Source organism: Streptomyces sp. CNP082 (assembly GCF_059570535.1).
Genome location: NZ_JCANSZ010000001.1, coordinates 24,807 through 37,603, shown reverse-complemented (window position 1 = coordinate 37,603; position 12,797 = coordinate 24,807). Strand labels below are relative to the sequence as shown.

General features: G+C 74.3%; 9 protein-coding genes. 3 read left to right on the top strand and 6 right to left on the bottom strand.

Annotated features, from left to right (window positions below; genetic code table 11):
• Positions 1 to 12: 12 nt before the first annotated feature.
• Together B124_RS00155 and B124_RS00150 are read right to left on the bottom strand one after the other, a co-directional pair.
• Positions 13 to 1,794, bottom strand: a complete 1,782-nt coding sequence (locus tag B124_RS00155; protein WP_496500503.1) for an ABC transporter ATP-binding protein — start codon at positions 1,792 to 1,794, stop codon at positions 13 to 15.
• The gene (locus B124_RS00150; protein ID WP_496500502.1) at positions 1,791 to 3,656 is read right to left on the bottom strand and encodes an ABC transporter transmembrane domain-containing protein; all 1,866 of its coding nucleotides are present in this window, start codon (positions 3,654 to 3,656) and stop codon (positions 1,791 to 1,793) included. Before B124_RS00150 ends, B124_RS00155 begins: the two co-directional genes overlap by 4 nt.
• 124 nt (positions 3,657 to 3,780) lie before the next feature.
• Here B124_RS00150 and B124_RS00145 point away from each other — a divergent pair, with 124 nt between their 5' ends.
• Complete coding sequence (locus tag B124_RS00145) at positions 3,781 to 4,542, top strand: L,D-transpeptidase family protein (protein WP_496500501.1); 762 nt, start codon at positions 3,781 to 3,783, stop codon at positions 4,540 to 4,542.
• A 21-nt stretch (positions 4,543 to 4,563) separates the two neighbouring features.
• Here B124_RS00145 and B124_RS00140 read toward each other — a convergent pair whose 3' ends face one another.
• The 3 genes from B124_RS00140 to B124_RS00130 form a co-directional block, all read right to left on the bottom strand.
• Positions 4,564 to 6,012 carry a Gfo/Idh/MocA family protein gene (locus B124_RS00140; RefSeq protein ID WP_496500500.1) on the bottom strand — a complete coding sequence of 483 codons (1,449 nt, stop codon included), beginning with the start codon at positions 6,010 to 6,012 and terminating at the stop codon, positions 4,564 to 4,566.
• 113 nt (positions 6,013 to 6,125) lie between these two features.
• Positions 6,126 to 9,086, bottom strand: coding sequence for an FAD-binding and (Fe-S)-binding domain-containing protein (locus tag B124_RS00135; RefSeq protein WP_496500499.1), 2,961 nt, complete (start codon positions 9,084 to 9,086; stop codon positions 6,126 to 6,128).
• Between the two features lie 12 nt (positions 9,087 to 9,098).
• Positions 9,099 to 9,554, bottom strand: coding sequence for a MarR family winged helix-turn-helix transcriptional regulator (locus B124_RS00130; RefSeq protein WP_496500498.1), 456 nt, complete (start codon positions 9,552 to 9,554; stop codon positions 9,099 to 9,101).
• An 89-nt stretch (positions 9,555 to 9,643) separates the two neighbouring features.
• Here B124_RS00130 and B124_RS00125 point away from each other — a divergent pair, with 89 nt between their 5' ends.
• Together B124_RS00125 and B124_RS00120 are read left to right on the top strand one after the other, a co-directional pair.
• The gene (locus B124_RS00125; RefSeq protein WP_496500497.1) at positions 9,644 to 11,512 is read left to right on the top strand and encodes an ABC transporter ATP-binding protein; all 1,869 of its coding nucleotides are present in this window, start codon (positions 9,644 to 9,646) and stop codon (positions 11,510 to 11,512) included.
• A gap of 132 nt (positions 11,513 to 11,644) precedes the next feature.
• A complete protein-coding gene (locus B124_RS00120) occupies positions 11,645 to 12,394 on the top strand; it encodes a YqjF family protein (protein WP_496500496.1) in 750 nt (249 codons plus the stop codon).
• 27 nt (positions 12,395 to 12,421) lie between these two features.
• Here the strand turns inward: B124_RS00120 and B124_RS00115 are convergent, their stop codons facing one another.
• The gene (locus B124_RS00115) at positions 12,422 to 12,781 is read right to left on the bottom strand and encodes a trypsin-like serine protease (protein WP_496500495.1); all 360 of its coding nucleotides are present in this window, start codon (positions 12,779 to 12,781) and stop codon (positions 12,422 to 12,424) included.
• Between the last annotated feature and the right edge of the window lie 16 nt (positions 12,782 to 12,797).

Here is a 12,797-nt window from a genome sequence, read left to right as displayed (position 1 = left end):
TCAGGCTCTCCGTCAGCCGTGCCAGGAGCGCCACAAGGCGGCGTACGCGCCGTCCGTCGCGACCAGTTCTTCGTGGCTGCCCAGTTCGCTGATGCGGCCCTCCTCGACCACCGCGATCACGTCCGCGTCGTGCGCGGTGTGCAGCCGGTGGGCGATGGCCACGACCGTGCGCCCGTCCAGCACCTTGGCCAGGGAGCGTTCCAGGTGCCGCGCCGCCCGCGGGTCGAGCAGCGACGTCGCTTCGTCGAGGACCAGCGTGTGCGGGTCGGCGAGGACCAGCCGGGCCAGGGCGATCTGCTGCGCCTGCGCCGGCGTGAGCGCCACGCCGCCCGAGCCGACCTCCGTGTCCAGGCCGTCGTCCAGCGCGCGGGCCCAGTCGCCCGCGTCGACCGCGCCCAGCGCCGCCCACAGCTGAGCGTCGCCCGCCTCGGTGCGCGCCAGGCGCAGGTTGTCGCGCAGCGAGCCGACGAACACGTGGTGCTCCTGGTTGACCAGGGCCACGTGCTCGCGTACCCGCTCCGCCGGCATCCGCGCCAGCTCCGCGCCGCCGAGCCGGATCTCGCCGCGCCGCGGCGAGTAGATCCCGGCCAGCAGCCGCCCCAGCGTCGACTTCCCCGCGCCCGACGGGCCGACCAGCGCCAGCCGGCTGCCCGGCGGCAGCCGCAGCGAGACGCCGTGCAGCACGTCCGTCCCGGCGAGGTAGCCGAAGCGGACCTCGTCGGCGTGTACGTCCCGGCCGCCCGGCTGCACGGCCGCGTCGCCGGGCCGCTCCTCGATGTCCCGTACGCCCACCAGCCGGGCCAGCGACACCTGCGCCACCTGCAGCTCGTCGTACCAGCGCAGGATCATCCCCACCGGCTCGGTGAGCATCTGCGCCAGCAGCGCGCCAGTCGTCAGCTCGCCGACGCTCATCCAGCCCTGGAAGACGAAGGCGCCGCCGAGCAGGAGCACCGAGCCGATGACGACGATGTGGGTGGCGTTGAAGACGGGGAAGAACATGCAGCGCAGGTAGAGGGTGTAACGCTCCCACGCCACCCACTCCTTGACCCGCCGGTCCGACAGCGCGACGCGGCGGGCGCCCAGCCGGTGCGCCTCCACCGTCCGCCCGGCGTCCACCGTCTCGGAGAGCGCCGCGGCCACGGCGGCGTACCCCGCCGCCTCCGAGCGGTAGGCGCTCGGCGCCCGTCTGAAGTACCAGCGGCAGCCCGCCAGGAGCACCGGCGTGGCCAGCACGACCGCCACCGCCAGCGGCGGCGCCATCACCACCATGCCGCCCAGCACCAGTCCGACCCACACCACCGCGATCGTCAACTGCGGCACGGCCTCGCGCATCGCGTTGGCCAGCCGGTCGATGTCGGTGGTGATACGGGACAGCAGATCGCCGGTCCCGGCGCGCTCCAGCACGCCCGGGGGCAGGCCCACGGACCGGACGAGGAAGTCCTCGCGCAGGTCCGCGAGCATCCGCTCGCCGAGCATCGCGCCACGCAGCCGCACCAGCCGGACGAAGTACGCCTGCAGCACCAGCGCCACCGAGAACAGCACCACCGCGCGCGTCAGATGGAGCTCCCGGGCCCCCGCCGACAGGTCCTCGACCAGGCCGCCGAGGAGGTACGGGCCGGCCATCGAGGCGATGACGGCGACCGCGTTCACGGCGATCAGCAGCAGGAACGCCGTCCGGTGCCGGCGCAGCAACTCCGCCACGTAGCCGCGCACGGTCGCCGGGGCGCCCACCGGCAGGGTGGTCGCGGTGCGCGGGGCGGCCGGGTCGTACTCCGGCGGTCGCACGCCGATCATGCGGTCTCCTCCATCATCTGCGGCACGCCGCCCTCGTCGCGGCCCGCGCCGCCGCCGTCCCGTACCCGGCCGGTGCTCTGCTTCTCGTCGTCCGTCTCCCTGGTGACCACCGCGCGGTACGCGACGTCTCCGTGCAGCAGCTCGCGGTGCGGGCCCTCGGCGGCCACCGCGCCGTCCGGCACGAAGACGACCGTGTCGGCCCGGTCCAGCAGCAGCGGGCTGGAGGTGAAGACCACCGTCGTACGGCCCGCGCGGATCTCCCGCAGGCTCTCGGCGATCCGCGCCTCGGTGTGCGAGTCGACCGCCGAGGTCGGCTCGTCGAGCACCAGCACCTCCGGGTCGGCCACCAGCGAGCGGGCCAGTGCCAGGCGCTGGCGCTGGCCGCCGGAGAGCGACCGGCCGCGCTCGGTGATCGGCGCGCCCATCGGCGCCCCGTCGCCGTCGGGCACCTCGGCCGCCGCCTGCGCCAGCGCGGTCAGCACGTCGCCGCACTGCGCGGCGGCCAGGGCGGCGGCGGGCTTGACCGAGCCGGACGCCGGTACGTCCAGCAGGTCGGCCAGCGTCCCGGAGAGCAGCATCGGGTCCTTGTCCTGCACCAGCACCACCGCCCGCGCCCGGGCCAGCGGCACGTCGTCCAGCGCCACGCCGCCGAGCCGCACCGACGGCAGCTCGCCCGGCTCCGCCGGGTGCCCGCCGAGCCGGTCGGCGAGCCGCCCCGCGGCGTCGGGGTCGCCGCACACCACGGCGGTCAGCCGCCCGGCCGCGGCGCGCAGCCCGGTCGCCGGGTCGTACAACTCCCCGCCGAACTCCCCGGGACCGGGACCGGTGCTGGTGCCGGTACCCGTGCCGGTGCCGCCGCCCGTCGTGGTGCGGACGAGCCCGAGCACGCGGGCGGCGCGCTTGGCGGACGGCCGGGAGAAGGAGTACGCCATCGCCAGCTCGGCGAAGTGGTGCATCGGGAAGAGCAGGAACGTCACGGCCCCGTAGACCGTGACCAGCTCGCCGACCGAGATCGACCCGTCGCGCACGAGCCCCACCCCGTGCCCGACGACGACCACCAGCAGCACCCCCGGCAGCGCCACCTGCACGGCGGCGATCAGCGCCCACATCCGCGCGCTGCGCACCGCGGCGGTCCGCACCTTCTGCGACGCCTCCCGGTAGCGGTCCAGGAACAGCTCCTCGCCGCCGATGCCGCGCAGCACCCGCAGCCCCGCGACGGTGTCCGCGGCCAGCTCGGTCGCCCGGCCGGCCTTGGCCCGCTGGTCGTCGGCGCGGCGGGTGGCGTACGGCAGCAGGGGCAGCGGCGCCAGCGCCAGGACGGGCAGCGCAACGGCGACGACGACGCCCAGCTCAGGCGCGTAGACGACGAGGCCCGCGGTGACGGCGAGCGCGGTGACCAGCGCGGCGGTGAACCGCGAGAACGACTCGACGAACCAGCCGATCTTCTCCACGTCGCCCGTGCTCACCGCGACCACCTCGCCGGCCGCCACCCGCCGGGTGAGCACCGAGCCGAGCTCGGCCGCCTTGCGGGCCAGCAACTGCTGTACCCGCGAGGCGGCGGTGATCCAGTTGGTGACGGCGGCGCGGTGCAGCATGCTGTCGCCGAGCGCGATGAGCGCGCCGAAGACGATCAGCAGCGCGCCGGCCACCGCCAGCCGCCCGCCGTCACGGTCCACGACCGCCTGCACGGCCGTGCCCACGGCCAGCGGCAGCGCGCCCAGCGGCAGCATCCACACCAGGCCCCACAGCAGCGCGGCGACCTGGCCGCCGAGCTGCATGCGGCCGAGCCAGACGAGGAAGTGGCGGCCGGATCGGACGTCGGGTTCGCCGGGGTCCGTATGCGGCAGGTCGCGCAACTGCATGGCACCCCAAAAAGGTCGATTCCGCTGTGGCCGAGCCGTGCAAGGCTGGCGGTTTGGGGGCGGATTTTCAACCGGTTTTCCCCCGCCTGCGTTCCCGCGGGGTGCGGCGTGTGACGATGGGCGGATGGGTGCGTACGGGACGAGGGGGCGGCTGCCGCGCCGGACGGCCGCCGCGGCGCTGGGGCTGCTTCTGCTGGCGGGCTGCGGCAGTTCGGGCGGCGACGGCGGAGGCGACGGCGCCGGCACGGGCAACGCGGGCAAGGACACGGATGCCGGCGGCGCGAGCGCGTCGCCGAGCACCCCGCCCGGTGACATCCCCGGCGTCGGCGCCCGGTGGAACGCGAAGGTCCCCGAGGACTCCCGCCAGGCCGTCGCCGTCTACGGCAAGGGCCCCGACTCCGCCGACGCCACCGTCGTGCTCTACGAGAAGCACGGCAAGAACTGGCAGCGCGAGGAGAGCTGGCCCGCCCACAACGGCAAGAAGGGCTGGACCCCCGACCACCGCGAGGGCGACAAGCGCAGCCCCGTCGGGGTGTTCACGCTCTCCGACGCCGGCGGCGTCCTCGCCGACCCGGGCGCGAAGCTGCCGTACACCGAGTCCCCGGCCTTCGCCGCGCCCCACTACTGGCCAAAGACGCACTGGAACGACTTCGACCTCGTCATCGCCATCGACTACAACCGCGTACGGGGCACCTCGCCGCTCGACCCCACCCGCCCCCGCGGGCAGGAGAAGGGCGGCTCGATCTGGTTCCACATGGACCACGGCAGCGGCACGTCCGGCTGCGTCAGCATCTCCCAGGCCGGGATGACCCAACTGCTGCGGACGCTCGACCCGCGGAAGGACCCGGTCGCCGTGATGGGCGACCGGGCCTCCCTGTCCGCTTAGCGGCGTCTCAGCCGGCGCGGCTCATGCCTCGTCGGGCTTCTCCGAGTCCACTCCGGAGCGCTTGTCCTTCCACCCGCCGCGGGTGAAGTCCGGGAACTCCTGCGGCCGGCCGCCCGCCTTGATCGACATGTCGCTGAGCGGCACGGGCGCGGTCCAGGTCACGGCGTCGTAGACGTCGAAGTCCGGGACCAGGCCGAGGCGCATGCACTGCATCACCCGGAAGACCAGCATGTAGTCCATGCCGCCGTGCCCGCCGGGCGGGTTGGCGTGCTCCTTCCACAGCCAGTGGTCGTACTCCGCGAACTCCTCGAAGTCGTGCCACCGGTCGTCGGTATGCATCGGCTCCAGGTAGATGCGCGGGTTGTAGTCCTCGAAGACACCCTTGGTGCCGCCGAGGGAGTTGATCCGGCTGTACGGGTGCGGGGTGGAGACGTCGTGCTCCAGCCGGATCACCCGCCCCTTGGCGGTCTGCACCAGGCTGATGGTGCGGTCGCTCTCGATGTACGTCTCCTTCCAGCTCGGGTCGCCGGGAGGCATGTGCTCCTCGCGGTACGCGGCCAGCCCCAGCGCCGGGGTGCCGAAGCTGGCGATGTGCGTGACGCGGTCGCCGCGGTTGACGTCCATGTAGTTGGCCGCCGGCCCGAAGCCGTGGTTGGGGTAGAGGTCGCCGCGCAGGCGGGTGTGCCACAGCCGGCGCCAGGGGCCCTCGTAGTAGGCGGGGTCGAACATCAGCCCGCGCAGGTCGTGGTTGTACGCGCCGGCGGCGTGCAGCAGGTCGCCGAAGAGCCCGGCGTGCGCCATGCGCAGCACGCGCATCTCGTTCTTGCCGTACGCGCAGTTCTCCAACTGCATGCAGTGCCGGCGGGTGCGCTCGGAGAGGTCGACCAGCTCCCACAGCTCTTCCAGGCGCATCGCGATGGGGCACTCGACGCCGACGTGCTTGCCGTTCGTCATGGCCGTCCTGGCCATCTCGAAGTGCCAGTCCCAGGGGGTGGCGACGTAGACGAAGTCGATGTCGTTGCGGGCGCAGAGCTGCTCGAAGTCGTGCTCGCCCTTGGTGTACGTGGCGGGCGCCGGCTGGCCGGCGTCGACGACCTTCTTCGCGGCCTGCTCCACCTTGTCCACGACCGGGTCGCACAGCGCGGTCACCTGGACGCCCGGCTGGGCGAGGAACAGGTCGATCATGCCGCCGCCGCGGTTGCCCAGGCCGATGATCCCGACCCGTACGGTGGTGTGCCGCTCGAACGGCACGCCGATCATCGTCTTGCCGCGCCGCGGCGGCGCGGCCGGTGCGGCGGCCGTCGCCGCGTCGCCGGCCGCCGCACCGGCCTCTGCCGCCTGGGCCTGGGAGGCGCCGAAGGCCCCCAGGCCGAGCCCTGCCCCGGCGATGCCCGCCGAGCGCAGTACCGAGCGGCGGGAGTAGCCGTCGTCGGAGTCTGGGGGTCTCGGGGTGGCGTTCTCCTCGCGCATGCGTCCTCCGGATGGTGTGCGGTCGGTTCGCCGCCACCCTCGCCGGACGCGGGCGCGCCGACAAGAGGTCTGCACCACTGAGGACTTGGACTTCCCGGCCGTGCCGGATGGACTTATCGGCGGCGCCACCCGGCGCCTGCCGGGCGGGTGGCGCGCTCCAGCTCCAGCAGGACGGAGCGGTACGAGCGGCCGGTCGCGCGGTCCATGCCGATCTCGCACATCCGGTTCGCCGACAGGTGCGCGCCGAAGTCGCGGGCGGTGACCTCCGCGGCCTCGCGCGCGGTCGCCGACGCGGTCAGCTCCTTGTGCAGCATGCCGCGGTCGCCGGCGAAGGCGCAGCAGCCCGCGTCGTCCGGCAGGACGACCTCCTCGGCGACCGCCCCGGCCAGCGCGGTGAGCTGGCCGGTGTTGCCCAGGTGGCGCATCGAGCAGGTCGGGTGGACCACGGCGGAGTGCGTGCGCCGCTCGATGGTCAAGCGGGGCAGCAGCTCGTCGGCGGCCCAGTCGAGCGAGTCCAGAACGGTGAGCTGCGCGTGCAGCTTGCGGCTCGACTCCGTCAGATACGGCACGACGTCGTGCGCGAGACCCAGGGTGCAGGACGAGGCGTCGACCACGACCGGCAGCCGGGCGCCGTCCGTCCACCGCCAGGCGGCCTCGACGATCCGGTTGGCCATGAGCCGGGTGCCGTCGGCGTAGCCCTTGGAGTGCCAGATGGTGGCGCAGCAGGTGCCGGTGACGTCGTCCGGGATCCACACCGGCCGCCCGGCGCGGGCCGAGACGGCGACGACCGCCTCCGCCAGGTTGGGTCCGCGCGCGTCGTCGGGGCCGCCGAAGATGCGGTTGACGCACGCCGGGAAGTAGACGGCGGCGGCACCTTCGCGCACGGTGCCGGGCAGCCGCCGCGCGGCCGGCCCCGGGATCTCCGGCAGCCACTCGGGTACGAGGTCGGGGCGCACCGCCCGGCGCGCGAGCCGGGTCGCTGCGCCCGGCACCCGGTCGCCGAGCCGGTGCGCCACGGCGACGGCCAGCCGGGCGGCCCGCTCGACCTGGCGGAAGCGGCGGGCGGTGCCGGCGGCGGCGCGCTCCTCGCGGGCGGAGTGCCGCGCGTGCCGGAAGTCCTTCATCAGCTGTCCGGTGTCGATGCCGACGGGGCAGTCCAGGCTGCACGTCGAGTCGCCGGCGCAGGTGTCGACGGCGTCGTACCCGTACGCCTGCAACAGACTTCCGGTGACCGGCGCGCCCGGCGGCTGGCGCAGCATTTCCCGGCGCAGCACGATGCGCTGGCGCGGGGTGGTGGTCAGGTCGCGGCTGGGGCAGGTGGGTTCGCAGAAGCCGCACTCGATGCACGGGTCGGCGATGTCCTCGATCCGCGGGATGGTCTTCAGCCCGCGCAGGTGCGCCTCCGGATCGCGGTCGAGCAGCACCCGCGGGGCGAGGATGCCCCGCGGGTCGATCAGCTCCTTGATCCGCCACATCAGCTCCGTGGCCCGCTCGCCCCACTCCAGCGCCAGGAACGGAGCGATGTTGCGGCCGGTGGCGTGCTCGGCCTTCAGCGAGCCGTCGAAGCGCTCGACGGTCAGCCGGCAGAAGTCGTCCATGAAGGCCGCGTAGCGCGCGACGTCGGCGGGCTCGGCGGCGTCGAAGGCGAGCAGGAAGTGCAGGTTGCCGTGGGCCGCGTGGCCGGCGACGGCGGCGTCGAAGCCGTGCCGCGCCTGGAGTCCGAGCAGCGCCTCGCAGGCGTCGGCGAGCCGGCTGGGCGGGACGGCGAAGTCCTCGGTGATGAGGGTCGTACCGGCGGGGCGGGAGCCGCCGACGGCGGTGACGAACGCCTTGCGGGCCTTCCAGTAGCCGGCGATACGACCCGGGTCGCGGGTGAACGCGTTGCCCGTGGCGGCGACGGACTCGACCGGCGCCACGAGGTCGAGGCCCGCGAGCACTTGGGCGGCGGCGGCCTCGTACGCCTCGCGCGCCGCCTCGTCCGGCGCCCGGAACTCCACCAGCAGCGCCGCCGTGTCCTTCGGCAGTTCCGCCCAGTCGCCCGGCACGCCGGCGACGCTCACCGAGGCGCGCAGCGTGTTGCCGTCCATCAGCTCCACGGCCAGCGCCCCGGCTGCGTTGAATGCCGGCACCGCGGCAGCCGCCGCCTGGAGGGTGGGGAAGAACAGCAGCGCCGTGGAGGTGTGCCGGTCCAGCGGCAGGGTGTCGAAGACCGTGTCGGCGATGAACCCGAGCGTGCCCTCGGAGCCGACCATCAGCCCGCGCAGGATCTGCACGGGGGTGGCGCCGTCGAGGAAGGCGTCCAGGCGGTAGCCGTTGGTGTTCTTGATCTCGTACTTGGCGCGGATACGGGCCGTCAGCTCCGCGTCGGCCTCGATCTCCGCCTTGAGCGCGAGCAGCCCGCGGCACAGCCGCGGCTCGGCCGCGGCCAGCCGCTCGTCGGCGTCGGGAGCGGCGGTGTCCACGACGGTGCCGGAGGGCAGCACGAAGGTCAGCGCGGCGAGGGTGCGGTACGAGTTGCGCGTGGTGCCGGCCGTCATGCCCGAGGCGTTGTTGGCGACGACGCCGCCGAGGGTGCAGGCGATGGCGCTGGCCGGGTCGGGGCCGAGGACGCGGCCGTGCCGGGCGAGGGTGGCGTTGGCCCGTACGACGGTGGTGCCCGGGCCGACGCGGGCGCGCGCCGCGTCGTCGTCGAGCACCTCGACACCCGCCCAGTGCCTGCGCACGTCGACGAGGATGTCCTCGCCCTGGGCCTGCCCGTTCAGCGACGTGCCCGCCGCCCGGAAGACGAGCGTGCGGCCGTGCTCGTGGGCGAACCGGAAGAGCGCCGAGACGTCCGCCACCGTCTCGGCGACGGCCACGGCCCGCGGCACGAACCGGTACGGGCTGGCGTCCGAGGCGTACCGCACCAGATCCGAGGCGCCCGTCAGCACCTTCTCCGCGCCCAGCAGCGCCGTCAGCTCGCCGCGCAGCGGCTCGGGCGTGCCCGCCGCGAGGCCGTCGGCGACCCGGTCCGGCGCGGGCGCCGCTCCGCGGCCGGGGCGCAGGGCCGAGGGCTTGGGCTGGAGCAGCGGCATGGAACGGACTCCTCAGCGGGCGTGGTCGTGCGTGTCGACCAGGGGGGCGATGAGCCCCAGCAGTTTTTCACGCTGCTCTTCCGACAGCGGCTCCAGGACGTCCGCGGCGGCTGCGAGCCGCGCCCGGTGCACCTCGGCGAGCGCGGTGCGCCCGGCCTCGGTGGTCTCGATGCGGATCACCCGCCGGTTGGCCGGGTCGGGCACGCGCCGGACCAGGCCGCCGGCTTCCAGCGCGTCCACGTGCGTGGTGACCGCGCGGGGCACGATGCCGAGGTGCTCGGCGAGGTCGGCCATCCGCGGCGGCTCCGCGTGGCGCTCCAGGGTGCGCAGCAGCCGGGACTGGGCGGGCGTGATGCCCAGCGGCTTGAAGTAGCGCTTCTGCGCGTAGTGGATCCGGCGGGTGAGCAGCAGCAACTGCTCCGCCAGCTGGCCGGTCACGTCTGCGGGGGGCGGGGGTGAGGCGGACACGTCCCGAGCGTATCAGGAGCATATTCATTGTGTATATAGGTAACAATGAGCTATCCTCCTATAAGCTGTCACGCTGTCCTAGGAGGCCCATGCCGCACGATCCCCTCGACGGGTGGACACCCCCGTCCGCCGATCCGGAGCAGCCCGCCCAGGTGCGCCGGATCCTCGCGCTCTTCCGCCCCTACCGCGGCCGGCTCGCCGTGGTAGGGCTGCTGGTGGCCGCGTCCTCGCTGGTCTCGGTCGCCTCGCCGTTCCTGCTCCGCGAGGTCGTCGACACCGCCCTGCCGCAGGGCCGCACCGGGCTGCTCAGCCTGCTCGCGCTCGGCATGGTCGGCGTCGCCGTGCTCAGCGGCGTCTTCGGCGTGCTCCAGACCCTCATCTCCACCACCGTCGGCCAGCGCGTCATGCACGACCTGCGCACCGCCGTCTACGCCCAGTTGCAGCGCATGCCGCTGGCGTTCTTCACCCGCACCCGCACCGGTGAGGTGCAGTCCCGCATCGCCAACGACATCGGCGGCATGCAGGCCACCGTCACCACCACCGCCACCTCGCTGGTCTCCAACCTCACGAGCGTCATCGCGAGCGTGGTCGCCATGCTCGCGCTCGACTGGCGGCTGACCCTCGTCTCGCTGCTCCTGCTGCCGCTATTCGTCGGCATCGCCCGCCGCGTCGGCCGCGAGCGCAAGAAGATCACCGCGCAGCGGCAGAAGCAGATGGCCGCCATGGCCGCCGGCGTGACGGAGTCGCTGTCGGTCAGCGGCATCATGCTCGGCCGCACCATGGGCCGCTCCGACAGCCTCACCCGCGGCTTCGCCGACGAGTCGGAGGACCTGGTGGCCCTGGAGGTACGGGCCAACATGGCGGGCCGCTGGCGGATGGCCGTCATCGGCGTCGTCATGGCCGCGATGCCGGCGGTCATCTACTGGACCGCGGGCCTGGCCTCCAGCACCGCGGGGCGGGCCGTGTCCATCGGCACCGTCGTCGCCTTCGTCTCGCTGCAGCAGGGGCTCTTCCGGCCCACCGTCAGCCTGCTGTCCACCGGCGTGCAGATGCAGACCTCACTCGCCCTTTTCCAGCGCATCTTCGAATACCTCGACCTGCCCGTCGACATCGCCGAGCCCGAGCACCCCGTGCGGCTCGCCAAGCCCCGCGGCGAGGTGCGCTTCGAGAACGTCGACTTCGCCTACGCGCCCGGGCAGCCGACGCTGCGCGACGTCGCGCTCACCGTGCCGGCCGGCAGCAGCCTGGCCATCGTCGGCCCCACCGGCGCCGGCAAGTCCACCCTGGGCTACCTGGTGCCGCGGCTGTACGACGTCACCGGCGGCCGGGTCACCATCGACGGCACCGACGTGCGCGACCTCGACTTCGACTCGCTCGCCCGCGCGGTCGGCGTCGTCGCCCAGGAGACGTACCTCTTCCATGCCTCCGTCGCCGACAACCTGCGCTTCGCCCGCCCGGACGCCACCGACGCCGAGATCGAGGCCGCCGCCCGCGCCGCGCAGATCCACGACCACATCGCCGCCCTGCCCGACGGCTACGACACCCTCGTCGGCGAGCGCGGCTACCGCTTCTCCGGCGGCGAGAAGCAGCGCCTGGCCCTCGCCCGCACGATCCTGCGCGACCCGCCGGTGCTCATCCTCGACGAGGCCACCAGCGCCCTGGACACCCGCACAGAACGCGCGGTGCAGCAGGCGGTCGACGCGCTGGCCGAGGGCCGTACGACGCTCACCATCGCGCACCGGCTCTCCACGATCCGCGACGCCGACCAGATCGCGGTCCTGCACGACGGCCGGATCGCCGAACTCGGCACGCACGAAGAGCTGATGGCCGCAGACGGCCGGTACGCGGCGCTGGTACGCCGGGACCTCGACACCGACCCCGACGCCGGCAGCGACAGCGCCGCAGGCCCCGCCCCGGACGCCGGCGCCGTCGCGAAGGACGCGTCGGTGGCGGTCTGAGGGACCGTCAGGGAGGCCGCCGGCGAGCGGACGCCGCCTCGCGGGCCCGCGAAGCGTCCGCCGGGCACCCGCCCGGCGCGGCCACGCCGGGCCCGGCTGGTCCGTGCCGGGCGGCACTGCGATCCTGGGGCCGTGCAGATGCCCGCTCCCGTCACGCCCGACGCCCCGCACGCCGTACGGTTCCCGCTGCTCACCCAGGAGTGGCTCGACCTGACGTTCGTCCACTGGGCCGCGGAACCGGACGCCGTGGCGCGGCTGCTGCCCCGCGGGACCGTGCCGGACATGCACGACGGGGTCACGTACGCCGGGCTCATCGCGTTCCGGATGCACCGCGTCGGATGGCTCCGGCTGCCCGGGGTGCCCTATCTCGGCTCCTTCCCGGAGACCAACGTGCGCCTGTACTCGGTCGACGCGCAGGGACGGCGCGGTGTCGTGTTCCGGTCGCTGGACGCCGCGCGGCTGATCCCCGGGGTCGTGGGCCGGCTCGCCTTCGGGCTGCCGTACGTGTGGTCGAAGATGGCCGTGCGGCGGGCCGGCGGCACCGTCACCTACACCTCCTCCCGCCGCTGGCCGGGGCCGCGCGGCGCGTACAGCCGGCTGACCGTGCGCCCCGGGGAGCGCGTCGGCGAGGCGAGCGGGCTCGAGCACTTCCTCACCGCGCGCTGGGGGCTGCACAGCGCGTTCTTCGGCAGGACGGGTTACCTGCCCAACGACCACCCCCGCTGGCCCCTGCACCGCGCCGAACTGATCGAGTGCGAGGAGAACCTGGTCGCGGCGGCGGGCCTGCCCGCGCCCGCTGGCGACCCGGTCAGCGTCCTGTACTCGCCGGGCGTCCCGGTACGCCTCGGCCGCCCGGCGAGGGTCAGCGGGTCCCGCCGATGATGGCGTCGATCCGGGACTTCACCGAGGTCACGTCACCGTAGATCGCGGGCGAGACGCGCAGGTGCCGGCCGTGCCGCGGCTCGTGGCGCCGACGAGCCGCCACTCGCCGGGTCCGCCCACGACCGACGGGCCGCCGGAGTTGCCGTAGCACGCGCCCCGGCCGCCGCCGTTCACACACAGCTCGTACGCACCCTGGATGCCGGCGCACGAGGAGTCGGCGAGGACCGTGGTGTCGAGCTGCCGCAGCTCCACCGGCGGGGCGCCGCAGCCGCGGGTCGGGCAGGTCTGGCCCCAGCCGATCAGCCGGGTCGCCGAGCCGGGCGGCGCGGAGGCGGCGACGGGGACGGGCGTCATCGCCGACGGGGTGTCGAGCCGCAGCAGGGTCATGTCGGCGGCGAGCTGG

Coding starts and splice junctions, on each gene's coding strand:
- B124_RS00155 (WP_496500503.1), bottom strand. CDS start 1,794: ATGATCGGCGTGCGACCGCCGGAGTACGACCCGGCCGCCCCGCGCACC.
- B124_RS00150 (WP_496500502.1), bottom strand. CDS start 3,656: ATGCAGTTGCGCGACCTGCCGCATACGGACCCCGGCGAACCCGACGTC.
- B124_RS00145 (WP_496500501.1), top strand. CDS start 3,781: ATGGGTGCGTACGGGACGAGGGGGCGGCTGCCGCGCCGGACGGCCGCC.
- B124_RS00140 (WP_496500500.1), bottom strand. CDS start 6,012: ATGCGCGAGGAGAACGCCACCCCGAGACCCCCAGACTCCGACGACGGC.
- B124_RS00135 (WP_496500499.1), bottom strand. CDS start 9,086: ATGCCGCTGCTCCAGCCCAAGCCCTCGGCCCTGCGCCCCGGCCGCGGA.
- B124_RS00125 (WP_496500497.1), top strand. CDS start 9,644: ATGCCGCACGATCCCCTCGACGGGTGGACACCCCCGTCCGCCGATCCG.
- B124_RS00115 (WP_496500495.1), bottom strand. CDS start 12,781: ATGACCCTGCTGCGGCTCGACACCCCGTCGGCGATGACGCCCGTCCCC.